Below are 24,224 nucleotides of genomic sequence, written 5' to 3' on the forward strand. Positions count from 1 at the left end.
CATATTCGATTTTAAGATAACCGTTACCGGGAGTACACCAGGTAAGGTATCAAAAATAATTTTTTTGTCACGTATTGCAAGCTGTAGGAGTGGGTTTTTATCGTTTTTTTAACGATCCCGGTCCCCAGGCCGGGCAGGGGAAGCCCGAATTGCTACATTTCGCCCTTAAAGTAACCGGCATCTGTGAGGATGTTTCTCAGGATGGCCATCCGTACTTTAGGAATATCCACTTTAGGATCTTCTGTTTCTATATTCAGCACAAAAAAGGTGGGGTGCCTGTTTTCTTCAATCCATCCTACTACCCATCCTAATTTTTTTATGTCGTTATAGTCCCATCCTGTTTTGTAAGACAGTTCATATTTCGGCGTTTTTTCCATGAGCATTACTTCCCGTACGGTTTTCATGGTTGTTTTTGCAAAAGGCAGCTGGTCGAAATAGAGTTTCTTTACAAAGCCCAGTTCTTCATCCGGTGAAATGAGCAGGGAGTTATCCAGCCAGAAAGTATCCAGGCGACTGATTTTCATATTGCCGTACTTAATGGAGTCGAGCCATAGTTGCATCGTTGGCTGGCCGATGCGCCGGGCTACTTCCTGAAAGTAGGGTACGGCCGATTGTTTAAATGCCTGGGCCATGGTGAGGTCCTGGTTCCATGCGGGAAACTGGCGGGTTACGCTATCCCAGCGGATTACCATGCTGGTATCTTTGATAACGCCGGTATGCAGGCCCACGAGCGAATTGAATATTTTAAAGGTAGATGCAGGCTGAAAGCGCTTTTTAGCCCTGTCGAGGTTATATACTTTAAAGGTGCCCTGGCTGTTGTTGAATAACATGAAAGTGCCTTCTACTTTGTATTCGGCAAAATATTTTTCCCAGTCTTGTTCTTCTTTTACATTATTCGGTGCGCAGGCAGCGAGGAACAGGCCAATCGCCAGCAACATCCAGCCAAATCGTTTCATCTGCATAATGATTGAGTAGTTATGAGGTGCAAAAGTAAGAATTACGGCGTAAGAAAAACGATTACGGGTTAGCAGGGAGATGGCAACCGAATTATTCCGGCGTCCATCTCCCCACTAACCCGCAGTCTTATTTAATCATACTCAGTCTTTATGCACCGGGTACGGCAGCAAGTCTTATTTAATCACGCCCAGTTCCTTACCTACTTTGGTAAAGGCGGCGATGGCCCTGTCGAGATGTTCCTGTTCGTGGCCGGCGCTGAGCTGTACGCGGATGCGGGCCTGGCCTTTTGGTACCACCGGGAAGAAGAACCCGATTACATAGATGCCTTCCTGGAGCAGTTTGTCGGCAAACTGGGCGCTCAGTACGGCATCATAAAGCATTACCGGAACAATCGGGTGATCGCCTGGTTTGATATCAAATCCGGCTTCTGTCATTTTGCTGCGGAAGTATTTGGTATTGTATTCCAGTTTATCGCGCAGGGTGGTGGTTTCGCTCAGCATATCCAGTACCGCGATGGAAGCGCCGACAATGCTGGGAGCCACTGAGTTGGAAAAGAGGTAGGGCCGGCTGCGCTGGCGCAGGATGTCGATCACTTCCTTTGGTCCGCTGGTGAATCCGCCGGAGGCGCCGCCCAGGGCTTTACCGAGGGTGCCGGTAATGATATCTACCCGGCCCATTACACCACGGTACTCATGGGTACCGCGACCGGTTTTACCCAGGAATCCGGAAGAGTGGCTTTCATCGGACATTACGATGGCGTTGTATTTATCAGCCAGGTCGCAGATCTTGTCCAGCTGGGCAATGGTACCATCCATGCTGAATGAGCCGTCTGTAACGATGATCCGGCTGCGGCAGTCTTTGGCTTCCTGCAGTTTTGCCTCCAGGTCGGCCATATTGTTATGCTCGTAGCGGAAGCGCTGTGCCTTGCAGAGACGAACGCCGTCGATAATGGAGGCGTGGTTCAGGGCATCAGAAATAATGGCATCCTGTTCATTGAACAGGGGCTCAAATACGCCACCATTGGCGTCGAATGCCGCTACATATAAAATAGTATCTTCTGTACCCAGGAATTTGGAGATCTTTTCTTCCAGTTCCCGGTGAATATCCTGTGTGCCGCAAATAAAACGAACGCTGCTCATGCCATAGCCATGAGTATCAATTGCATCTTTGGCAGCTTTCACCACAGCGGGGTGTGACGACAGACCCAGGTAATTATTTGCGCAAAAGTTAAGCACGGTTTTGCCACCCACCTGTATTTCAGCTCCCTGCTCAGATGTAATAATGCGCTCTCTCTTGTACAGGCCGGCTTTATTGATATCGCCGAGTTCCTCCCGTAAACGGGTTATAAACTTCTCATTCATAAAAATTGCAATATTTAAAGTGGATCTACCAAAGTTATGGCAATAAATGTATTACGATTATTTATCGCGTAAATCAGTAACGACCGGATAAGCAAAAAGTTTGACCCAGGTGTAACATTTGCCCGCCGCCCTCCGTCATAGTACTATCATGATTATTAATGCCATGAAGTGGAAAACTGATAATTCACCCCTTTGGTAAAAGATGCTAAAAGAGCATACTTGATAAGAGGTTGATGCTCAGTTTGAAAGGAACTGTTACTACAACTGTGGGGAAGAATGTACCAGCTTTAGAGTAGGTGTGGGTAACAAATATGGATTTGGTCAATGATGGGTATTAAAGTATTTGTCGGAACTTAGCACTAAAATCCCGCACCACCGGAATGACGGAAAAGGAGTACAATAAATGCGTGGATCTGTATTCGGACAATTTATTCCGCTTTATAGTAAAGAATCTGGAGCATGCGGAAGATGCCAGAGACGTAGTACAGAATTCATTCGAAATATTGTGGAAGCACTGCCAGGATGTGCCTTTTGAAAAGGCAAAGTCATACCTGTTTACAGTCGGCTACCACAATATGATAGATCATGTACGTAAGGTAAAGCGGATCACACTTGTAGACCAGTTCAAAGACGAGGATAAAGTATCGGATCATAAGATACATAACGCGAAGGAAGTCATAGAAAAAGCATTATCCAAGCTCAGTGAAGTACAGCGCTCCTTAATTATGCTCAAGGATTATGAAGGATATTCCTACGAGGAAATAGGAGAAATGATGGAGCTGAATCCTTCCCAGGTAAAGGTTTACCTGCACAGGGCCAGGATACATCTGAAGAACTACCTGGTAAAAATGGAGAATGTTATATAATATTTTTATAATAAATTAGATTTTTGTCGATAGAAATTAACATATCAAACTACGAGTCCTATCTCCTCAGCTACATTGATGGTGAGCTGAATGAGACAGAGCTGGCTGCACTGGAACGTTTCCTGGAAAAGCATCCTCCTTTCCGTCAGGAACTGGAACTGCTGGAAGGAGCGAAACTGACGCCGGATAAACACGTTGTTTTTGATAATAAAGCTGCTTTGTATAAAACAGCTGCCGTTGATTACGAAGTATTAATGCTGAGCCATATCGACGGGGAGCTGACCGCTGCTGAGGAAGCCACTTTGCAGGAATACCTGCAGCAACATCCGGCAGCGCAGCGTGAACTGGCATTATTGGAGGCCACCAGGCTGGTACCTGATACCACTTTGGTATTTGCTGATAAAGCATCTCTTTACAGAAGCAGTAAACGCCGGGTTACCCCGGTATACCGCCGCATGATGTGGGCAACTGCTGCCGCCGCGGTAGTAGCGGGTCTGCTTATCTGGTTATTGCCAGCCAGCGATCAACAACCAGCACAAAAACCTGCCATTGCGGTAAACACACCACCTGCGGTTACTGTACCTGCACCAGCCGTAACTCCTGAAGTAACTACGCCGGTTGCTCCTGACCAATCCGCAGCTGCAACACAAAATGCGCCTGTTGCTGCGCCGCCGAGCAACCAACCGGTACCGGCCAAAAACCATAAAGCCGTAACGCCACGTGAAAACAAAACAGTTGCCGCTCCTGCAAATGAGCCTGCACTGGCTGCCGCAGACGCACCCAAAGCAGATTTGCCGGTTATTTCCCAGTTGCCGCCGCAGCGCAATTCTATGAGTGAAGTAGTGGAAGAGCACCTGCAACAGGCTGGTAACGCCCATGTTGTGGCGGTTCGGCCGGAAGTTAATAATAAGGAAGCGGTACTGGCAGCCAATACCAATACCAACGATCATTTAAATAATAAAATAGTTCCTGCAACCGAACAGCCAGGCGCTCCCGGTGAGTTGATCATGTCTGTAAGTGGCAGCGACAGCCGGATTTTAGATAAGGTAACCAATGTTGCAAAGCTTTTTTCCCGGAGAAGGAATAAATAATAAATCATGGTCATAGCATATGAAGCATAAATTTTTACTCATTTTGTTACTGGTATTATGTGGCGGGTGGGCTCATGCGCAAAAGGCAGATAAAACTACACCGGCACCCACCGGACACCATACAGATCAAAGGATTGATCATTATCAAAGGAAAGAATGATAAGGGACGGACCAGTTATAAGTTTTATAACGATACTGCCTATGCCCGCCAGAAGCTCAAAAAGAACCTGCAAACCAAATGGTTCGTTTTTGACCTGGGATTCAACAATTATATTGATCACAGCGACTATAACGGAGCCAGCTTTATTAATTACTACCCCAATAACAGCGCTTATTACAATGGAGCACCTGCCCCGGTGTCTAAATCATATGATTATTCTGCCGTAGGCCTCGCCACTTTTGCCCCAAGGGATGCCAGTGCGCCGTTGACGCCTTCAGAATTTAAGCTAATCACCGGAAAATCAATCAATTTTAATATCTGGTTATTTCAACAGCGACTTAATATAACAAAACACAAACTTAACTTGTTATATGCTTTAGGATTAGAGATGAATAACTATAGGTATGCCCGGAGCATCACGTATTTACCGGGTTATCCTACACAAATAATCAGAGATTCCGTAGAATTTTCAAAAAATAAGCTGTTTGCCGAATATATATCGATCCCGGTAATGCTTAATTTTAATTCTAACCCTGCCCGCCCGAGCCGTGCGTTCCAGGCGAGTTTCGGTGTCTCTGGTGGTTATCTCCTCAAATCCAGAACCAAGCAGGTAAGTGAAGAAAGAGGCAAGGTTAGAAAAACGGACGACTTTAATCTTAACAAGTGGCGTTTCGGCCTTACCAGTGAACTGGGCTATGGACCTGTAAAGTTGTATGCAAATTTTGCCCTTACGGCATTACATGACTATGGGTTACAACAGTATCCATTTTCAATAGGTATCCGGTTAAACGGATTCTAAGATTTATTAGCCAGTCCTAAATTGTGTTTATGCGTTCTTTTGTTGCTTTGATGACATGTATTGGTTGCATTGCATGGATTCACTCTTGTGAGAAACGTTTGTTAGGCGTTAGACTCGAAAAAAATAACTTACTTATTGATCAGCCAGAGCAGTTGCCCGTAGCAGTTGCACCAGCCAGCATTCCCGCTGCCAGGTACATTTCCCAGGTAATTCCTGCCACCAATACCATAACCGCTCCCGTTAGCCATAACAGGCGCCGGGTGAAAGCGAAAAAACAGGCCGGTAACAGCATGGCCATTGACTCGCTGCTGCTTAACCAGGTTTTTGTGCGCGGAAAGTATACCATTTATAATAACCAGAACCCCTGATATCAACCCTCTTCTTGTTAATTTGATCACCGGCCAGGCAACCGGTTGCAATTCCTATGCATCTACCGCTCATACAATTCTCCCTTTTTTTCCCGCTTTATAATTTTGACTTCCGGTATATTTGACAGACTAATTTCAAAAAACCAACTATTTGTATGAGTCTTAAAAGAGTCGTATTACTATTCCTGTTTGCCTGCTCGCTCAAAGTAGCGGGAGCCCAGGAAAAATATCAATGGAAGGAGGCTACTGGTGGCGGTTATACCTATAAGTACGTTTCCGATGATCCCATGAAGGCACGCTTTTATACGCTGAAAAACGGCCTGACAGTTATCCTGAGTGTCAATAAAAAAGATCCCCGCATCCAGACATTGATCGGTACCCGCGCCGGCAGCGATAACGATCCAAAAGACCACACCGGCCTGGCGCACTACCTCGAACACCTCCTGTTTAAAGGCACTGAAAAATTTGGTTCGCTCAACTGGGCAAAGGAAAAACCACTGATCGATGAGATCTCCAATTTGTATGATAAATACAATAAAACAGTGGACCCTGCTGCCCGTAAAGCTGTTTATCATGAAATAGACAGCGTTTCCGGAGTAGCCGCCAAATATGCCATTGCCAATGAATACGACAAAATGATGTCGGGCATGGGCGCACAGGGCACCAACGCCCATACCTGGGTAGAAGAAACCATTTATGAGGAAGATATTCCTTCCAATGCCATCGACAAATACCTGACCGTACAGGCGGAGCGTTTCCGTGACCCGGTTTTCCGCCTGTTCCACACCGAACTGGAAGCCGTATACGAAGAAAAGAACCGCGGACTGGATAATGATGGCCGGAAAGTGTACGAAACCATGCTCGCAGCCCTGTTTCCTACCCATAACTATGGCCAGCAATCTACCATCGGTACCGTTGAACATCTCAAAAATCCAAACCTGAAAGTAATCCGCGAATTCTACAATGAGTACTATGTGCCTAATAATATGGCCATCGTAATGGCGGGTGATTTTGATCCGGATTATGTGATTAAATCTATCGATCAGAAATTCAGCTATATGAAAGCCAAACCGGTAAAGGAATACAAGCCTGCCCCGGAAGCGCCGATCAAATCGCCGGTAATGAAAGAAGTACTGGGTCCGGATGCCGAAAGCGTAGATATCGCCTTCAGAATGCCCGGCGCCCTCGATACCAAATCCAACCTGGTACTGGGTGTGCTCTCTTCCATTCTCCAGAATGGTAAAGCCGGTTTGATGGATCTCAATATCAACAAGCAGCAAAAAGTACTGAACGCCAGCGTAAGTGTACTTGGCCTGAAAGACTACTCCATCTTCTCACTTAGCGGTAAAGCCAAACAAGGCCAAACCCTGGAAGAAGTAAAAGCGCTTTTACTGGGTCAGCTGGATATCCTGAAGAAAGGAAATTTTGATGAAACCCTGGTGAAAGCCATCGTTAATAACGCCAAGCTGAGCGAACTGCAGGGCCTGGAAAGCAATAACAACCGCGCTACCGCCCTGATGGACGGATTCATTAAGAGCAGGGGTCAAAACTGGTTATATGATGTAGCCTATGTGGATGATATGGGCACGGTTAACAAAAAACAAATCGTTGATTACGCCAATAAATTCCTCAATGATAACTATGTAATTGTTTACAAACGCAAGGGCGAAGATAAGAACATCGAAAAGGTTGAAAAACCTGCCATCACCCCGGTGGAAGTAAACAGGGAAGCACAGTCGCCTTTCCTGCAACAGGTAGCTGCTATGCCCGCCACACCGGTAAAGCCACAGTGGCTGGATTATGAAAAAGATATCCAGAAAACCGCGATAGGTAATACTGATATGATGTATGTACAGAACAAAGACAATGGTCTTTTCCACCTGTACTACCGTTTCGATATGGGTACCTGGAACAATAAGAAACTGGCCCTGGCAGCGCAATACCTGCAATATCTGAGCACCGACAAATATACCTCTGAACAGATCAGCAAAGAGTTTTATAACATTGCCTGTAACTTCAGCGTATCCGCTTCTGCTGAAAACACCACTGTGGTGATCAGCGGTTTGCAGGAAAATTTTGATAAGGCCGTTACCTTATTTGAACATGTGATTGCCAACTGCAAACCTAATGAAGACGCGCTGGCAGCACTGAAAGGCCGCATCCAGAAAGGCCGCTCCGACAGCAAACTGAATAAGGGCGCGATTATGAAAGGAGTAGTAAACTATGCAATGTATGGCGCAAAAAATCCGTTTAATAACCAGTTAAGTCAGGCTGAGCTGGATGGTGTTACCGCATCAGAACTCGTTACTATTTTGCATGAACTGCCTGCTTACAAGCATACCATTATTTACTGGGGGCCTCAGCCACTGGCTGCTGCCGCAGCTGAAGTAAAGAAACTGCACCCGCTGCCTGCAACCTTTAAGCAGGCCCCGGAAGCTATAAAATTTGCGAAAGATAACCAGGATAAAAGCCAGGTGCTGTTTGCAGATTATGATATGGTGCAGACAGAAGTAAACTGGGTAAGGAATTCAGCGGCATACAGTCCTGCCAACACAGGCGTGGTGACGCTGTTTAACAGCTACTTCGGCGGCGGAATGGGATCTGTTGTATTCCAAACCATCCGCGAGTCCAAAGCATTGGCTTATTCCACCTATGCCTACTACGCATCTCCCGATAAAAAAGACGACCGTTATTCTGTATTGGCCTATGTTGGTAGCCAGGCAGATAAAATGAATGACGCCATTTCAGGTATGAACGAATTGCTGAACGATATTCCCCGTGCCGATAAACTGTTGCAAACTGCTAAGGAAAGCATGAAGCAGGATATTGAAACAGAACGTATCACCAACGATGGAATTGTTTTCAGTTTCCTCGCCGCACAGAAGCTGGGATTAAATACGGATATCCGCAAACAGGTGTACGAGTCGATCGACAAAATGAACTTTGACGAAGTGAAGAAGTTCCATGATGAGAACCTGGCGCACAAACCATATACTTATTGTATTGTTGCTTCTGAAAAGAAGATCAGCACAGACAATCTGAAAAAATATGGCGATGTGAAGAAGCTCACGCTGGAAGAGATCTTCGGCTACTGATTACCGTAAGAAAAAATCTGATAAAATACAAAGGCACAAAGTTTTACGCTTTGTGCCTTTGTATTTTCAACCATCTCCCAAACAATAAATGATTATTCTGCCACGTTATCTGCATATTTATTACTCCTATGAAGAAGTGCTGTCATTACTGGTTGGTAGCTGTTCTGTTGCTGCTGCCGCTAAGTGGATTTATCAACGAATCTGATTTGTATAGTGTAAGGTTAAATGCTGCCAACATTGATCCTGATAAAATTTTCCTGCTGATAGATAAAAGCGATTACCGGTTGTATGTATACGAAGACGTGACGTTGAGAAAAATCTACAAGGTGGTATTTGGTAACCGCGACCAAACCGATAAACAAGTTGAAGGTGATCGCAGAACACCGGAAGGAACTTTCCATATTTTAACCAAAAGAGTGGATAAAAGCTGGAGCAGGTTCATGCTGCTGGACTATCCCAATGAGGTGTCCTGGCAGAAGTTCCGTGTCCGTCAGTCACAGGGCATGGTCTCCTCCAGCGCCAGTATTGGCGGGGCTATCGGCATCCACGGAGTGGAATATAATTCCGGTATCCGGGATAGTTATGTGGAAGGACGTATTAACTGGACACTGGGTTGTATCAGTATGAAGAACTCAGATGTTAACGAATTATACGAGGTAATCAAAGTGGGAACCCCGGTGGTTATTCGCCGGTAAGGTTTTTGCTGATTATTTCGCAGTGACTCCCGGTGGCAGTTGCATGTTGTAATTTAGCATCCACCACAAACCGGTACGGCATCTAGTGGGGCAGTACTACTGCACCATGACTCAAATATAAACGGCGGGTCAGATCCTGTGAAGAGCGCGCTCCACTCGTATGGTGCGCGCTTTTTTATGGTTGCAGAAAAGCAGTGACTTCCTTCATCCAGGTTGTGGAATCTTTGCCGCAAAACGACTGGTGTCCGGCGTTGGGGAAGATATACAGTTTTTTTTGCCGGGTACCTAAATGAGCAAATACCTCCCGTGTTTCCTGTTCCGTAACCCGGATATCCTGTTTCCCGTAAAAATATAATACTGGCATATCTATTTGGCTGGCATAGCTTTCCGGCTTAAAACCGGCGCCCCAGAAACCTTGTTCTATTCCTCCCCAGAAGGTAAGAATCTGTGAAAAAGGGAATGCCGGCAGATGCACCGCGCGCATCCTGCTTTTTACAGCGTCTGTAAGCGTAGCAAACGGGCACTGGAGGATGAGTTGCTTTGGTTTGAGCCCGTATTCAGGAACAGCCTTTAAAATAGCGGCAGCGCCCATGCTTACTCCCCAGAGGATCACCGGGTGCTTGTTTTTCTGTTTTACATACTCCCACGCCAGCTTTACATCTTCTGCTTCTTTGTAGCCTACGCTGCAGGTATATCCTTCGCTGTTGCCATGGGCGCGGAAATCCAGTAAAAAAGTATTGTAGCCCAGCGAGCGGAAACGATCTGCTTCCGGCAATAACGAGCCTTTATTGCCATTGTAACCATGGAACAGGATAACTGTGCCGGTAGCCGCTTTGGCCGGGATCCACCAGCCTTCCAGCCGGAGGCCGCCGGCAGTGCGCAGCAATACGGTTTCGTAAGGTACTGATGGGAAACCGGTGGTAGCGGATTTGGCAATGCGTACACCAAATAAAATGGTTTTTATCTTTTCGCCCGTACTCATTTGTTCCGGGAGTTTGTTCCTGCGGCCGCCATCGTCATAAAAGTGGGTAAACTTCCACGCATGAAAGGCCCCGATAATATTGAGTAATACGAAAAGGAGGATGCAGGTCCAGGCCAGCTTTTTGAAGAAACGCTTCATAGTATAATCAGGTACAACAAAGGGATGCAAATTAATCTGCATCCCTTTGTTTTTTAAAAGCTTTGAAGCTGTTACAGTTTTCCTCTTTTGATTTCGTCTACCACGCCAGGATCCAGCAGGGTAGAGGTATCGCCTAAGTTATCCATATCGTTTTCAGCAATTTTCCGCAGGATGCGGCGCATGATTTTACCGGAACGGGTTTTAGGCAAACCGCTTACGATCTGTATCTTATCCGGCTTGGCAATGGGACCGATGATGCGGGCCACTGTTTGCGCGATATCTTTTTTAGTCAGTTCAGGATCATGCGTGAGGCGTTCGGTGATCACGTAAGCATAGATGCCCTGGCCTTTAATATCGTGAGGATACCCTACCACGGCGCTTTCCACAACGCCGGCGTGCATATTGATGGCGTTTTCCACTTCCGCTGTACCGATACGGTGACCGCTTACATTGAGTACGTCGTCCACGCGGCCGGTAATTCTATAGTAGCCATCTTCATCTCTCAGGCAGCCGTCGCCGGTGAAGTAGAGATTTTCGTAGGTAGAGAAATATGTTTTACGGAAACGTTCGTGATCGCCGTAGGTGCTGCGCAGCATACCGGGCCAGGGGAACTTGATGCAGAGGTTACCGCTTACGCCGTTGCCTTTGAGTTCTTTACCATTTTCATCTACCAGGATCGGTTGTACACCCGGCAGTGGCAGGGTGGCGTATCCTGGTTTTTCTTTGGTGATGCCTGCAATAGGGGTGATCATGATACCACCGGTTTCTGTTTGCCACCAGGTATCTACGATAGGGCATTTGCCTTTGCCGATATTATCTTTAAACCAATGCCAGGCTTCTTCGTTAATCGGTTCTCCTACGCTGCCCAGTTTTTTGAGGGAGCTGAGGTCTTTATGATTTACAGGGCCGAGGCCATAGCTCATTAGGCTGCGAATGGCTGTTGGTGCGGTATACAGGATGTTGACACGGAATTTATCTACAATTTCCCACAGCCGGCCTGCGTCCGGATAAGTAGGCACCCCTTCAAACATGAGCGTGGTGGCGCCTGCGCTGAGCGGACCATAGGCAATGTAGCTGTGACCGGTAATCCAGCCGATATCTGCTGTACAGAAATATACTTCACCGGGTTGGTACTGGAAGGTATTTACGAAGGTATAGTTGGCGTATACCATGTAGCCGGCGCAGGTGTGAACCACGCCTTTGGGTTTGCCGGTAGAGCCGGAAGTATAAAGGATGAACAGGAGATCTTCCGCATCCATTTCTTCCGCCGGGCAGGGCGGATTGCCCATTGTTTCTACCTGTTTTATTTCATCTTCCCACCACAGGTCCCTGCCTTTCAGCATGCTTACCGGGGTGCGGGTACGTGTACATACAATTACTTTTTTTACAGATGGACATGCCATCAATGCGTCGTCCATAACGGATTTCAGCGGGATATCCTTTGCGCCGCGATATGCGCCGTCGCAGGTGATTACCAGGCTGCACTGGGCATCCTGTATCCTGTCGGCAATAGACTGTGCGCTGAAACCCCCGAATACTACGGAGTGAACAGCGCCGATACGGGCGCAGGCCAGGATGGCGATAGCCAGTTCCGGGATCATGCCCATGTAAATACATACACGGTCGCCTTTTTTAACGCCATTGTTCTTGAGCACATTCGCAAACTGGCAAACCTTGTTGTATAAGTCGCGGTACGTGATAATGCGGTGGTGTTCTTCCGGGTCATTGGGTTCCCAGATGATGGCGGGAGTATTGCCCAGTGTGCCCAGGTGGCGATCCAGGCAGTTTTCTGTAATGTTCAGTTTAGCGCCGGTAAACCATTTGATTTCCGGGTCTTTGAAGTTCCAGTCCAATACCTTGTCCCATTTGCGACGCCAGTAAAAATGGTCTGCTACATTGGCCCAGAAGCCTTCCGGGTCAATCACACTCTGTTGATAAGCCTGCTGATAATCTTCGATACTCTTGATCTGGTATGGGTACGACATAGCACCGTAATTGTTTATTGGTTAAGTACAAGCATTTTCCTAACGGGCTTTAAATTTAAGAAAAACCAGATGGTTTGGTAGAGATAATCTAAAAAATCATATTAGAAGCAGATTATTTTTCAACATATGAGCGGAGGTATTTGTAAATATCTGCTTCCTGGGGATTAGCAGGGTTGCCTAGTTGCAGGTAGCGTTTATAGTAGCGGGTAGCCAGTGGTTTGTTGCGGAGATGTACCTCGTAGATGCGGCCAATACTGTATTGGTGCAGGGGTTGGTGAAAAAGGTAGTAGGCGGTATCCAGGTTGGCGACGGCTGATTTGTATTGGCGGAGGCCTTCGTAGTTCACCGACTTCCCGCTGTAGTAGCTGTTCAGGCTTTTCGAGGTAGCCATGTCGATGCAGGTTTGCAGCAGTTCATTGCTGGCCGTATAGTTTTTTAATGCGGTATAGGCAAGGGCTGCGTAATACGTAATGGTTTCAGACTGCCCTTTATTGGCCTGCACATATTCATATACGTTGATGCATTGCGGGTATTGTTTGAGCGTGTACCAGGCAGCAGAAACGATGCTGAAGGTGTTAGGCGACAGGATATTCATGCGCATCAGTTGCGTGCCGAGATCGGTACAGCGGGTATAATTTTTCAGAAACCAGGCGGACCTGATGGCGGTCATGATAACGGTGGGCTGGAGCGAGTCTGTTTTCAGAAAGGTTCGCAGGATGCTGTCTGCCAGCGGATATTGCTGCTTTTCGATCAGTTCTTCCCCGAGACGTGCGGTTACTTTTGGATCTGCCGGATTGAGCGCATATGCTTTTTGCAGGTAGAAAAATGCCGTATCCGGCTGTTGTGCTGCGAAGCAGGCGAAGCTGAGTTGTTTGTATGCAGTGGCATTGGCGGGTTGTAGGCGGACAATTTGCCGGTAGTGAAAAATGGCGGGGAGCGGGCTTTCCAGCTGCATGCTGATGCTGGCCAGGTATTGATGTGCCGGTACATTGTTGCTGTCCAGTGCCAGTACCTTTTCATAATGGGTCATGGCATCTTTTGTTTTTCCCGAGAGGTAGTACGTATATGCCAGGAGGGAAAGCTGCCCGATATTATTTTCCTGTACGCGGGGCTGCAGGTAGCCGATGGCAGCATCATATTGCTGGCTCTGGAGGTATTCCATCAATTGCGTACGGTCGATAGATTCCTGTGCCAGGGCCACGGTAGTGATATTTATAAGTAGCAGCAGACTGATAAACCACTGGGCTATCCGATATATAATCCGGTTCATAGACATTGTATTTATCTTTAAAACTAAGAATTTAGTTTTAAAAAGAAAAACTTAGTTGATCGGGAGCCAGAAGTTAAAATCCCGAAAAATATCTCAGTGAAATCAGTATAACAGCGTAATCAGGCAAAAAGACAAAAATCCGCAGCTAAAAGTAAAGCCTTGTTTACCCGGGGTGGGGAACAAGGCTTTACGGAGCATGATTACTTTTACGTAAGATGTTTTTACAAACGGCGGATGAAAGGCAACAGTGGTCATTTGGAAGGTTTCCGGTATTTTGCCAGGTCATCTTCACCGGATGCAAATACTTCTTCCATAATTTCAATGATTCGTTGCTTTTCCGCATTACTGAGTGCAGGAATGATTTTTCCTTTCTCATTTGGATTCGGCTTATCTCTTCCGCGCATTTTGCGATAAAATGTGGGTGTGCTCCAGTTACATTCTTCACATACTTTCTCCCTGAACAGCACAGGAAGACTGGAAAGTTTGGTATGAATGTCAAGTAGCACATTTATTGGTTCTTTGCTCATAGTGGGTATTATTTTCAGAATGATTGGATATGGTTAACAAATGAATTGTCGGAATAGTAGAACATGTTTTAAAGTTACTTAAGGTGTAAGCAAATATATTTATAATCATGCAATTTATAATTACAAAACTTTACTTTCTTTAAAAAAAATATGTGATGATGTAACCGTTTGCAGTAGCGCGTTTGAGAGAATTATTATGCTTTTGTTTATGATTCGTTAATCTATAAATGATGTGTATCGTTTACACAATAATCCTGTTTGTTATCATTCTGATTTCATCGTTATTAAATCGATAAATATTTCTTGTTATTTTTTTGCGTATACCCTTTATAGTTAGTACGGATATTTGTTGCCAGGGCTGGTTACGGACTTATATTTTTTTCGTTAAATTGATATTTTTATTTACAGAATGAAATATTAATTGTTAAATTATACGATAATACGACAGGTCATCCTGTATGTAGCATTATAATTTAAAATGAAAAGGGATGCAGTCGAGCCTGATACACATGGGACACCGGTTGAAACAGATCTTGAAGCAAAAAAAAATAAAGATTGTTGATTTCGCCACTATGGCCGGTTTTACAAACCAGATCGCTCATTATCACTTGCGGAAAAGTGACATGAAACGCGCTACGATGGAGCGCTTTTGCGCGCTTATTGGTATTACCCCGGAAGAATTTATGAGATGGAATGGTGCGATGCAGCTAACGAATGGTAAAAGTATACATCACGGAGAACGCTTACAGCATATCATTGCAGAGAAAGGGTTGAATAAAAGCAAACTGGCCGGCCGTTTGGATATGAGCCGCCGTACCATGTATAACTTATTTGAGAAAGAAAGCTTTTCGCCGGACGAACTGGACAGGGTGGCGAAAGGATTGGATATGAGCGTGGATGCCTTTCTTAACCCCGGTACCGTGCAGGAAGCCCGTAATACGGATAGCGAAGAAATGATGTTGCTTAGGGAAAAATATTATAAGCAGCTGGAAGAATATACGCAGTTGCTGAAAAGTCATGCTGCACTGAAAGATGAGTTGCTGCAGATAAAGAAAGAACTGGCGGCTTTCCGCAAACAAAATAGTTAAAATAGCATCCAGTTTGTTATAATGATATTTGTTGATAGTTTTAGCCAGTGTGCTTTAAAATTCAAGAGAACAACCGCTGTTTTGAGAATATAAAAGTATTATATTTGTATACACACCCCATTCTTCACCAAAACAGGAATCGTATAAATGTCAGTTCCATATTATGTTCATGCAGGCGCCAGGTTGCGGCGTATACTGAGGCAAAAGGAAATTGTGATCCTGCATTATGCTAAGAAAGTTAAATTAACCCCGCAAGGCCTGTATCGTTATTTTTCGCAGGCAGCTATTAAAAAGGAAAAGTTGGATATATTGCTGGAAGCTGTTCCCGTTACGCTGGAGGATTTTTACCACTGGAACTCACTGGAAGGAAATACCTGCCATCAGGGTGAACTGCTGCAATTATATCTTGCGAAGCAAAAAATAACAGATGAGCAACTGGCGGCTCAACTGCACATATCGTTAAATAATATGCATGAATGGCTGGATACTGCGGTATTTAGCGACAAGCAGTTGGAGCTGTTGCAGGAACATCTGCAATTATCGCCCGGTTACTTTACCGGTCCACCTGCCATAAAGCAGGAGGTTAACTGGGTAGAAGCCTACCTGGACAAATGTATGGAGGTACAACAGTACGTCCGCAAGGTAAGCACCCTCGAAAAAAGGATCAGTACCCTGGAATCCAGGTAAGCCGGGATCAATCCGGTGTTAGCTCACAGCCAGCAAATGGTTTTCATTTTTTACAGCACTCAATTCAAAATATTCAGCTACTTCTTCCCAGTTGTTTACCCGTTTGTAATCGGTAAGGGGTAAATTGTGCGGGGCTGTAAACAGGAGTGGCGTTCCTTTAAAAGCAGACAGGTTTTTATCGTGGTCGTCAATCATGTAATCCGCTTCCACAATGGTTTTGGACCCGCAGAATACTATATTTTTCCAGCTGATAAAAGGAAAATGTTCACTCAGCCATGCGTGTTTTTCCGCCAGTGACAATGGAAATTCCATGCGCCGCGGATACTACAAAAACTTCGTGTTGGTCTGCCAGTGCCTTTACTACTTCCTGGCTGCCCGCCATTACCGGTATCCCCCTGAAAAATCCCGGGGAACTCAGTATTTTCATGGCTACACCTTCAGGGAATGCGCTGCCTTCGGGGATGTTGTTCAAACGCTCCGGATCTATTATTTCGCCATATTCTTTTGCGTATACATCCAGCAGATGTTGGGTAAGGTCTGCCATTACATTGTCCATGTCGATTGCTATTCTTGCCATATTTTGCTATTTTATGCGAAGTTATGCGATATTCTGCAAATTATTGCATAATCTTTCATAATATTGCATAAAATAGCACGACCCATGTTGAGAGAGGAAAGATTGGATTATATCCTCAAAAAGCTGCAAACAGATCATAAAGTGCTGCAAACAGAGCTTAGCAGCGATTTGCAGGTATCGGAAGACACCGTGCGCAGGGACCTTGAATCGCTGGCGCAAAACGGGCAGCTGATCAAAGTACGGGGAGGAGCGATCCCGCATTCACCGAATCCTTATTCTTTTAAGGAGCGTATTGTATATCATGAAGATGATAAGAAACATATTGCCACCAAAGCCCTGGCGTATCTGCATAATGGTCAAACTATTATTCTTGACGGGGGGACTTCTACTTTAATGCTGGCAAAACTGTTTCCTGCTAATCTTCATATCACCGTTATTACGAACAGTGTACCGATAGTGGCGCAACTAATAGAGCACCCCGTCATTGAGGTGATTTTCACGGGTGGGCTGATTGGTAAAGATTCCCAAACGGCCGGTGGCATGGATACGATCCGTATGCTGGAAAAAATGCGGGCGGATATCTGCTTCCTGGGCATCTGCAGTTTGCATCCGGATGCGGGCGTAACAGGCCTGGATCTTGGGGAAGCAGATGTGAAAAGCGTAATGGTGGGATCTGCCAATAAAACCATTGCACTGGCTACCAGCGATAAAATGGGTACAGCGGAACCGTTTAAAGTATGCGATATCACTGGCCTGGATACGATTATAACAGATAATCCGGACCTGCCATCACTAAAACCTTATATTAACCTGGGAATACAGGTGATCTGATCAATTCAACTTTTATCTGACCGAAGATGTTACACGATCTATCGATGGTAATGATTAATAAAAGAGCCACGCGTATTGCGGTGAGCGCCTTGTTTTTTTTAACCGGACTATGCTTTTCCAGCTGGGCTTCCCGCATTCCGGATATTCAGCTGGCATTAAAATTAAATGATGCCGGGCTGGGAAGCGTACTGCTGGCGCTGCCGGTAGGTTCCATTATTTCCCTTCCGGTGGCCGGCATACTGGTATCGAAATATGGCAGCCGCCAGGTATTGCTGATTGCGGCGGTAGCATACGCCGCAGTGCTGCCGGTGCTCGGACTGGCGCATACTTCCCTGGAGCTGAGTGCATTCCTGGTATTCTTTGGCTTTTTCGGTAACCTTGCCAACATTGCGGTGAACACACAGGCAGTAGGCGTGGAGGCCATGTATGGCCGTTCTATTATGGCTTCGTTTCACGGATTGTGGAGTGTAGCGGGTTTTACCGGGGCGGCTTTTGGTACCTGGATGACAGGTTTGCACCTGGCGCCGGTATATCACTTTTTAATTGTTACCGCGGTTTCCTGGATCCTTATCGTCATCACAATGAACCGGCTGGTGGTTCGTGTAACCAATGAAAATAATGCACCTTCTTTATTTGGCAGGCCGGATGCTTTCCTGTTTACGCTGGGAATTATCGCCATGTGCTCTATGATTTGCGAGGGCACTATGTTTGACTGGAGCGGGGTTTATTTCCGCAGGGTGATACAGGTACGGGAGGGATGGTCCGGCGCGGGTTATGCAGCCTTTATGAGCACCATGGCATCCGGACGCTTCATAGCAGATTACCTGACTACACGGCTGGGTGTTAAAAAGATGCTGCTGATAAGCGGCGGACTTACTGCCAGTGGTTTGCTGGTAGCGGTTATCTTCCCTTACTTTGTTCCGGCCATGCTGGGCTTTATGCTGGTGGGCGCGGGCGTATCGGCAGTAGTGCCGCTGGTATACAGTGCTGCGGGCAGATCCACAAAGCTGCCGCCGGGAATGGCGCTGGCCACGGTATCTACCATTGGTTATTTTGGATTCCTGTTTGGTCCTCCGCTGATTGGGTTTGTAGCGCAGGCTACGAATCTTGGCGTGGCTTTTACGATGATTGCTGTTATGGGCGCTGCTATAGCCGTGATGTCTTCCAGGATCAAATTATAATCCTGCAACCGCCGCTGCTCCATTTTTGTGGGGCAGCGCGCGGAAAGAAAGTTCTTCTTCCCGGTGGTCGAGCATCAGCCAGTATTCACCGGTATCTTCTTCCCGTTCTGGTAGCTTCATGCCTGCAAGCGCTGTGAGCAAGGGTTCCGGCGGATGATCAAATGGCACCAGCCTGACCAGCGGATGTAAGCTTGTTTCATCGTCACCGGTTTCCATCAGTGATTCCCGCGGTAAAAATTTCAATTCATTCATGGCGAGCTCCATTACTACAATTTCCCGCAGGTAAGGATTCACCATTTCCCCGCTCAATAATTTCTGCAACAGGAATTCCCCAAAGATGTTGATTTCCCTTTTAAACTGCAGATCCGACCGGTTGTCTAGGGCCCAAAACGCTTCTATTACCGGCATCAGTTGCCCGCCCAGTAAAAAACAGGTATAAGGAAGCATCGTGTAAATGGGCGTGATCCTGTTTACCCGGTACAGGGTACAACTTACCGACATGCCCTGCTGGTACACTACTGTTTGCAGCCGTCGCTGCTCACGGCCGGTAAGATCGTACCGTGATAATACTGCTGCGGCATCATTCCGCAGCTGCAGGCATAATTGCGGGGAGGCAATCAGGTCCGTCAGTGCTTTCTGAAAAGATAGAAGTGACATAATACTCAGGTATGATAAAGGTTCCAGGCTGCTTTCGCCCTGTTTAGTTCGCGGGTAACACCGTCGAATTGCAGCAGGTGAAAATAAGATTCATGAAACTCGAAGGTGATGCCGCATAAGTTGGGTACTAACGGTAACGTATAATCGAGTAGTTCCCATACTTCCGGCGGACACGGCCCTGCGTGGGAGTCAGTGTACATGCCGGCCATTTCGTTTCCGCCTGCAATATGTATTTCAATGACTTTATCCAGTTCCAGTTGTGCAATAAAAGCTTTTGCATCGAAGTGATGATTTACCGCATTCGTATATACATTGTGGATGTCCAGCAGCAAACCACAGGAAGTATCGCGCGATAACTCATTAAGGAAGGCGGTTTCGCTGAGTTCCTGTTCGGGAAGGTCGATAAAGTATACATTATTTTCCACCAGGAAAGGTGTGCTGATGGAGCGTTTGATGGCATTGATGCGGCCACCGATCATATCCAGCACTTCATAATCGTACGGTACCGGTACAGCAAGTCCTGCATTGTGTTCTTCCTGTTCTTCGTTATGCACTTTTACAAAAGAAAGGTGATCGCTATGCCATTTAAAGCGATAGCGTTCATGCCATTCTTTCATTTTTTGCAGATAGGCTTTATCGAAGATACCTGCACTGCCGAGGGAATAGGAGATATTGTGCGAAGTTAGAGGATATTGGGCCGCTATTTTATCCAGCACTTTCATCCAGGATTCAATTTCTTCAAACCGTTGTGGAGTATTGTTTCCGCGATCCGTCCAGAACATATCCGGGATAATCTCCACGTAATCGCAAATGCCGGGGCATGCGTCCAGGTATAGTTCCAGCGCAGGATTGTAGAGGAGGCCTACGCCCAGTTGTGGAATAGTTTGCTGATAAAGACGGCCCACCCTGGCTGTTGATAATACTTGTGACATGGTGAGGAGGTTTAAGAACCGTCCCGGCAAGGCCGGGACGGTATCCGCATTAATGTTGTTGTTTGATAGCAATGTCTTTGATGACCGCCATTTTATCCAGGTCAACTTTAATCACTTCTTCCAGCTTTTCCCGGATGTTAAAGTGAACACCGGATAAGCAGGCCTGGCATCCGCGGGGATTGATTTGTTTGATCACCATGGATTGCAGTTTGGCGATGTCTTCCATTTTGGTGCCTTTGGGAACGGCAACATCTACGTGACCATTGTCGCCGTAATGAATTTCAGCTGTGCGCATGACGTTTAATTTTTGGGGTGTTTAAATAAAAAATAAAAGAAGGATTCCCTGCGGGCAGGGCTGTCGTAGAATTTAGTGCCAGTCTTTTTGGGGTTGCAGCGCAGTATATTTTTAACTGCGGATGATAAAGTTAGGAGAATAAGATGAAATCATGATAAGTATTTATACGGGAAAATGAGGAACGGGGTAATTCCCGGAAGATCATGATCAGGGGATCATTGATTTGTGTTTCAGGGATTTCTTGCACGTTGTTTATTTCTACCAAATAACGGATTTATTCTATATAAATTCAGCTACATTCATCCATCTCCGCAAAAAATCTTCTCCCAAAACAAAATTTATTTCTGTTTATAAATTTCAAATCCCGTAACTTTGCACGATTTTTTTGTTCCCTCACACGGCGGAAAAATCAATTTGGTTTTTCATTTTCAATAGATTACACAAATGCCAAAAGACTCATCTATCAAATCTGTACTCATTATCGGTTCTGGACCCATTATTATTGGTCAGGCTTGCGAATTTGATTATTCCGGTTCCCAGGCAGCACGTTCGCTGCGGGAAGAAGGAATTAAAGTGATTTTGATTAATTCCAATCCGGCTACCATCATGACGGATCCTATGATGGCCGATAAGGTTTATTTGCTGCCGCTGACCGTGGAAAGCATTGAGCAGATTCTGGAAGAAAACCAGATAGATGCCGTATTACCCACGATGGGCGGCCAAACTGCGCTGAACCTTTGTAAAGAAGTAGACGAACTGGGAATATGGGAAAAAAATAACGTTCGCCTGATTGGAGTAGACATCAAAGCCATTGATAAGGCGGAAGATCGCGAACAGTTCCGGCAGTGGATGATCCGGCTGGGAATACCCGTAGCGCCTGCCAGAACAGCGAACTCCTACCTGGAAGGTAAAGAGTTTGCCCAGGAAATAGGATTTCCGCTGGTAATCCGTCCTTCTTTCACACTGGGTGGTACCGGTGGTGGTTTTGTGCATAGCAAAGACGACCTGGATGAAGCACTGGACCGTGGTTTAAAAGCTTCTCCGATCCATGAGGTTCTGGTGGAAAAAGCCGTACTCGGATGGAAAGAATTTGAACTGGAATTGCTGCGTGATAAGAATGATAACGTTGTTATCATTTGTACCGTGGAAAATCTTGATCCCATGGGGATCCATACCGGTGATTCCATTACAGTAGCTCCTGCAATGACCCTGAGCGATACAGCTTTCCAGGACATGCGTAACAAAGCGATGGTGATGATGCGCGACCTCGGCAACTTTGCCGGTGGTTGTAATGTGCAGTTCTCTCTCAACCCTGAAAATGAAGAGCTGATTGCCATTGAAATCAATCCGCGTGTAAGCCGCTCTTCTGCACTGGCTTCCAAAGCAACCGGTTATCCGATTGCAAAAATTGCTGCGAAACTGGCGATTGGTTATACACTGGATGAACTGGAAAACCAGATCACCAAAACTACTTCCGCATTTTTCGAGCCGGCACTGGACTATGTAATCGTTAAAATGCCGCGCTGGAACTTTGATAAATTCAAAGGAGCTGATGATACTTTAGGATTGCAGATGAAGTCGGTAGGAGAGGTAATGTCTATCGGACGTACTTTCCCCGAAGCCCTGCAGAAAGCCTGCCAGAGCCTCGAGAACGATGCGCTGGGATTGGGTTACTATGGTAAATCACTCATGAAGAGCGAGCAACTGATTGAAAAATTAAAGCGTCCAACCTGGGATCGTATCTTCCGTATAAAAGATGCTTTGATGGCGGGCGTATCGGTAAAACATATTCATCAGCTTACCTTTATTGATCGTTGGTTCCTGCACCAGATACAGGATATCGTGAACCTGGAAAAACAATTGCTGGAACTCGACCTGCAGACTGTTTCCGTTGATATGCTGAGAGACGCCAAGAAAATGGGCTTCTCTGACGCGCAACTGGCTATCCTGTTTGGCGATTGTGATGAAGATGAAGTATACGCTAAACGTAAAGAGCTGGGTATCCGCCGCACATTTAAAATGGTAGATACCTGCAGCGCAGAGTTTGAAGCAAAAACGCCTTACTTCTATTCTACTTTTGATACAGAAAACGAAAGTGTTCCTACCGATAAGAAAAAGATCATTGTACTCGGTTCCGGCCCCAACAGGATTGGACAGGGTATTGAGTTCGACTACTGCTGTACGCATGGTTTGCAAGCCATCCAGGATTGCGGATATGAGGCCATCATGGTGAACTGTAACCCTGAAACGGTATCAACCGATTTTGATATGGCGGATAAGCTGTATTTCGAGCCGGTGTTCTGGGAAAACCTTTGGGAAATAATAGAACTGGAAAAACCGGAAGGTGTGATTGTTCAGCTGGGTGGTCAAACTGCGTTGAAACTGGCGAAGCGCCTGGAAGCAAATGGCGTGAAGATCATAGGTACATCCTTTGACAACATGGATATTGCGGAAGACCGCGGCCGTTTCTCCGACATGCTGAAAGAACTTGGTATTCCTTATCCAAAGTACGGTACTGCTTACAACACGGATGACGCTATTGATGTGGCGAAAGAAGTGGGTTACCCGGTGCTGGTGCGTCCTTCCTACGTATTGGGCGGGCAGCGCATGAGAATTGTTATCAATGAAGAAGAACTGGAAGAATCTGTACTGAGCCTGCTCAGACATCTGCCAGGTAATAAAATTCTGATTGATCACTTCCTGGATCGTTGTCAGGAGGCGGAAATAGATGGTATTTTTGATGGTACTGATTTCCATGTAATGGGTGTGATGGAACATATTGAACCAGCGGGTATTCACAGTGGCGACAGCCATGCGTTGCTGCCGGCCTTCAACCTGTCGCCAATTGAGGTAACCACTATGGAGTACTATGCAGAAAAGATTGCACGTGCACTTGATATCCGTGGTTTGATCAACATCCAGTTTGCCATTAAAGATGGTAATGTGTTTGTGATCGAAGCTAATCCGCGTGCATCGCGTACTACACCGTTTATTGCGAAAGCTTACCAGGTACCTTACCTGAACATTGCCACTAAAGTGATGATAGGCGCCAATAAGCTGAAGGACTTTACCATTGTAAAGAATCTTACAGGTTTTGCTATCAAGGAGCCGGTATTTTCTTTCAATAAGTTCCCGGGTGTAAACAAGGAACTCGGACCTGAAATGAAATCTACAGGAGAAGCCATCCGCTTTATCAAGGATCTGCGTGACCCGTATTTCAGACAGCTTTTCAAAGAAAAGAGTATGTATCTGAGCAAGTAGTTTCCTGTTAAGAAACCAAATATTAAAAGCCCTTCCGTTACATCGGAAGGGCTTTTTTATGTATAAATCGTTTTATCTGAAAATGAACAGAGCCTGATAAAAATCAGGCTCCTTCTTTTCCCTCAAAATAACCATTAAAGACACGACTATTGAATCTTGATACAATTCATATAGCGTGACCGGTAATGCAGTTTACAAATAATATTATATTTAAAAGAGATGTTAACTAATCAATAACAGATGCGATAGTGTATAATATGATACTATATGATTATTAATAACTTAAAAAGAAGATGAGCTTTATTAGTTTGCCGGGATTTATTTAGGTAAAGTGAAAGTTTTCAAGATATCATATATAAATATTAGCAGTCAGAAACATCCCCTTTTAACATTTCCAAAACGCTTTTACTACTCAGAAATG

Annotated in this window: 20 protein-coding genes and 1 pseudogene; 11 read left to right on the forward strand and 10 right to left on the reverse strand. The window is 45.7% G+C overall.

Annotated elements, in window-relative coordinates; translation table 11 throughout:
• Window positions 1-152: 152 nt before the first annotated feature.
• The gene (gene blaOXA, locus QFZ48_RS11780) at window positions 153-962 is read right to left on the reverse strand and encodes a class D beta-lactamase (RefSeq protein ID WP_429062381.1); all 810 of its coding nucleotides are present in this window, start codon (window positions 960-962) and stop codon (window positions 153-155) included.
• Between the two features lie 168 nt (window positions 963-1,130).
• Window positions 1,131-2,318, reverse strand: a complete 1,188-nt coding sequence (gene kbl / locus QFZ48_RS11785) for a glycine C-acetyltransferase (protein ID WP_370908710.1) — start codon at window positions 2,316-2,318, stop codon at window positions 1,131-1,133.
• A 380-nt stretch (window positions 2,319-2,698) separates the two neighbouring features.
• On the opposite strand from kbl, the gene QFZ48_RS11790 reads away from it, so the two are divergent.
• The 6 genes from QFZ48_RS11790 to QFZ48_RS11815 all read left to right on the forward strand — a co-directional run bounded on the left by QFZ48_RS11790 (window position 2,699) and on the right by QFZ48_RS11815 (window position 9,392).
• The gene (locus tag QFZ48_RS11790) at window positions 2,699-3,184 is read left to right on the forward strand and encodes an RNA polymerase sigma factor (RefSeq protein ID WP_079471317.1); all 486 of its coding nucleotides are present in this window, start codon (window positions 2,699-2,701) and stop codon (window positions 3,182-3,184) included.
• 23 nt (window positions 3,185-3,207) lie between these two features.
• Complete coding sequence (locus QFZ48_RS11795; protein ID WP_429042803.1) at window positions 3,208-4,275, forward strand: hypothetical protein; 1,068 nt, start codon at window positions 3,208-3,210, stop codon at window positions 4,273-4,275.
• 74 nt (window positions 4,276-4,349) lie between these two features.
• Window positions 4,350-5,234 (forward strand): outer membrane beta-barrel protein, encoded by an 885-nt coding sequence (locus QFZ48_RS11800; protein ID WP_429062383.1) that lies wholly within the window; start codon window positions 4,350-4,352, stop codon window positions 5,232-5,234.
• A 29-nt stretch (window positions 5,235-5,263) separates the two neighbouring features.
• On the forward strand, window positions 5,264-5,602 hold the full coding sequence (locus QFZ48_RS11805) for a hypothetical protein (RefSeq protein ID WP_429042798.1): 339 nt from the start codon (window positions 5,264-5,266) through the stop codon (window positions 5,600-5,602).
• 155 nt (window positions 5,603-5,757) lie between these two features.
• The gene (locus QFZ48_RS11810) at window positions 5,758-8,697 is read left to right on the forward strand and encodes a M16 family metallopeptidase (protein ID WP_429062384.1); all 2,940 of its coding nucleotides are present in this window, start codon (window positions 5,758-5,760) and stop codon (window positions 8,695-8,697) included.
• A 128-nt stretch (window positions 8,698-8,825) separates the two neighbouring features.
• Complete coding sequence (locus QFZ48_RS11815) at window positions 8,826-9,392, forward strand: L,D-transpeptidase family protein (protein WP_370908705.1); 567 nt, start codon at window positions 8,826-8,828, stop codon at window positions 9,390-9,392.
• A gap of 175 nt (window positions 9,393-9,567) precedes the next feature.
• Here QFZ48_RS11815 and QFZ48_RS11820 read toward each other — a convergent pair whose 3' ends face one another.
• From QFZ48_RS11820 to QFZ48_RS11835, 4 genes are all read right to left on the reverse strand, one after another.
• Window positions 9,568-10,554: an alpha/beta hydrolase gene (locus tag QFZ48_RS11820; protein ID WP_429062386.1), complete on the reverse strand. Its 987-nt coding sequence runs from the start codon at window positions 10,552-10,554 to the stop codon at window positions 9,568-9,570.
• Between the two features lie 29 nt (window positions 10,555-10,583).
• The gene (gene acs, locus QFZ48_RS11825; RefSeq protein WP_429042791.1) at window positions 10,584-12,497 is read right to left on the reverse strand and encodes an acetate--CoA ligase; all 1,914 of its coding nucleotides are present in this window, start codon (window positions 12,495-12,497) and stop codon (window positions 10,584-10,586) included.
• A 112-nt stretch (window positions 12,498-12,609) separates the two neighbouring features.
• Complete coding sequence (locus tag QFZ48_RS11830; protein WP_429062387.1) at window positions 12,610-13,767, reverse strand: tetratricopeptide repeat protein; 1,158 nt, start codon at window positions 13,765-13,767, stop codon at window positions 12,610-12,612.
• A gap of 251 nt (window positions 13,768-14,018) precedes the next feature.
• The gene (locus QFZ48_RS11835; RefSeq protein ID WP_370908701.1) at window positions 14,019-14,294 is read right to left on the reverse strand and encodes a hypothetical protein; all 276 of its coding nucleotides are present in this window, start codon (window positions 14,292-14,294) and stop codon (window positions 14,019-14,021) included.
• Window positions 14,295-14,782: 488 nt separating this feature from the next.
• On the opposite strand from QFZ48_RS11835, the gene QFZ48_RS11840 reads away from it, so the two are divergent.
• Together QFZ48_RS11840 and QFZ48_RS11845 are read left to right on the forward strand one after the other, a co-directional pair.
• The gene (locus QFZ48_RS11840; RefSeq protein WP_370908700.1) at window positions 14,783-15,382 is read left to right on the forward strand and encodes a helix-turn-helix domain-containing protein; all 600 of its coding nucleotides are present in this window, start codon (window positions 14,783-14,785) and stop codon (window positions 15,380-15,382) included.
• Between the two features lie 147 nt (window positions 15,383-15,529).
• Window positions 15,530-16,069, forward strand: coding sequence for a hypothetical protein (locus QFZ48_RS11845; protein WP_429042786.1), 540 nt, complete (start codon window positions 15,530-15,532; stop codon window positions 16,067-16,069).
• Between the two features lie 18 nt (window positions 16,070-16,087).
• Here the strand turns inward: QFZ48_RS11845 and QFZ48_RS11850 are convergent.
• Window positions 16,088-16,646 (reverse strand): annotated as a pseudogene (locus QFZ48_RS11850) (5' nucleotidase, NT5C type).
• A gap of 84 nt (window positions 16,647-16,730) precedes the next feature.
• On the opposite strand from QFZ48_RS11850, the gene QFZ48_RS11855 reads away from it, so the two are divergent.
• The gene (locus tag QFZ48_RS11855) at window positions 16,731-17,477 is read left to right on the forward strand and encodes a DeoR/GlpR family DNA-binding transcription regulator (RefSeq protein WP_370908697.1); all 747 of its coding nucleotides are present in this window, start codon (window positions 16,731-16,733) and stop codon (window positions 17,475-17,477) included.
• A gap of 26 nt (window positions 17,478-17,503) precedes the next feature.
• Window positions 17,504-18,658, forward strand: coding sequence for an MFS transporter (locus QFZ48_RS11860; protein ID WP_429042780.1), 1,155 nt, complete (start codon window positions 17,504-17,506; stop codon window positions 18,656-18,658).
• On the opposite strand, the gene QFZ48_RS11865 is transcribed toward QFZ48_RS11860, so the two are convergent.
• Genes QFZ48_RS11865 through QFZ48_RS11875 form a run of 3 tightly spaced genes read right to left on the reverse strand, consistent with a single transcriptional unit; the run spans window position 18,653 to window position 20,542 of the window.
• Window positions 18,653-19,315, reverse strand: a complete 663-nt coding sequence (locus QFZ48_RS11865) for a hypothetical protein (protein ID WP_429062389.1) — start codon at window positions 19,313-19,315, stop codon at window positions 18,653-18,655. The genes QFZ48_RS11860 and QFZ48_RS11865 overlap by 6 nt on opposite strands.
• Window positions 19,316-19,320: 5 nt before the next feature.
• Window positions 19,321-20,247 carry a DUF692 domain-containing protein gene (locus tag QFZ48_RS11870; RefSeq protein ID WP_370908694.1) on the reverse strand — a complete coding sequence of 309 codons (927 nt, stop codon included), beginning with the start codon at window positions 20,245-20,247 and terminating at the stop codon, window positions 19,321-19,323.
• A gap of 49 nt (window positions 20,248-20,296) precedes the next feature.
• Window positions 20,297-20,542: a hypothetical protein gene (locus tag QFZ48_RS11875; RefSeq protein ID WP_370908693.1), complete on the reverse strand. Its 246-nt coding sequence runs from the start codon at window positions 20,540-20,542 to the stop codon at window positions 20,297-20,299.
• 444 nt (window positions 20,543-20,986) lie between these two features.
• Between QFZ48_RS11875 and carB the strand changes: the two genes are divergently transcribed.
• Window positions 20,987-23,803, forward strand: a complete 2,817-nt coding sequence (gene carB, locus QFZ48_RS11880; RefSeq protein ID WP_370908691.1) for a carbamoyl-phosphate synthase large subunit — start codon at window positions 20,987-20,989, stop codon at window positions 23,801-23,803.
• The last annotated feature ends 421 nt before the right edge of the window (window positions 23,804-24,224 follow it).

Origin of the sequence: Chitinophaga sp. W2I13, assembly GCF_050434005.1 — a bacterium.
In the GTDB taxonomy this organism is placed as follows: Bacteria; Bacteroidota; Bacteroidia; order Chitinophagales; family Chitinophagaceae; genus Chitinophaga.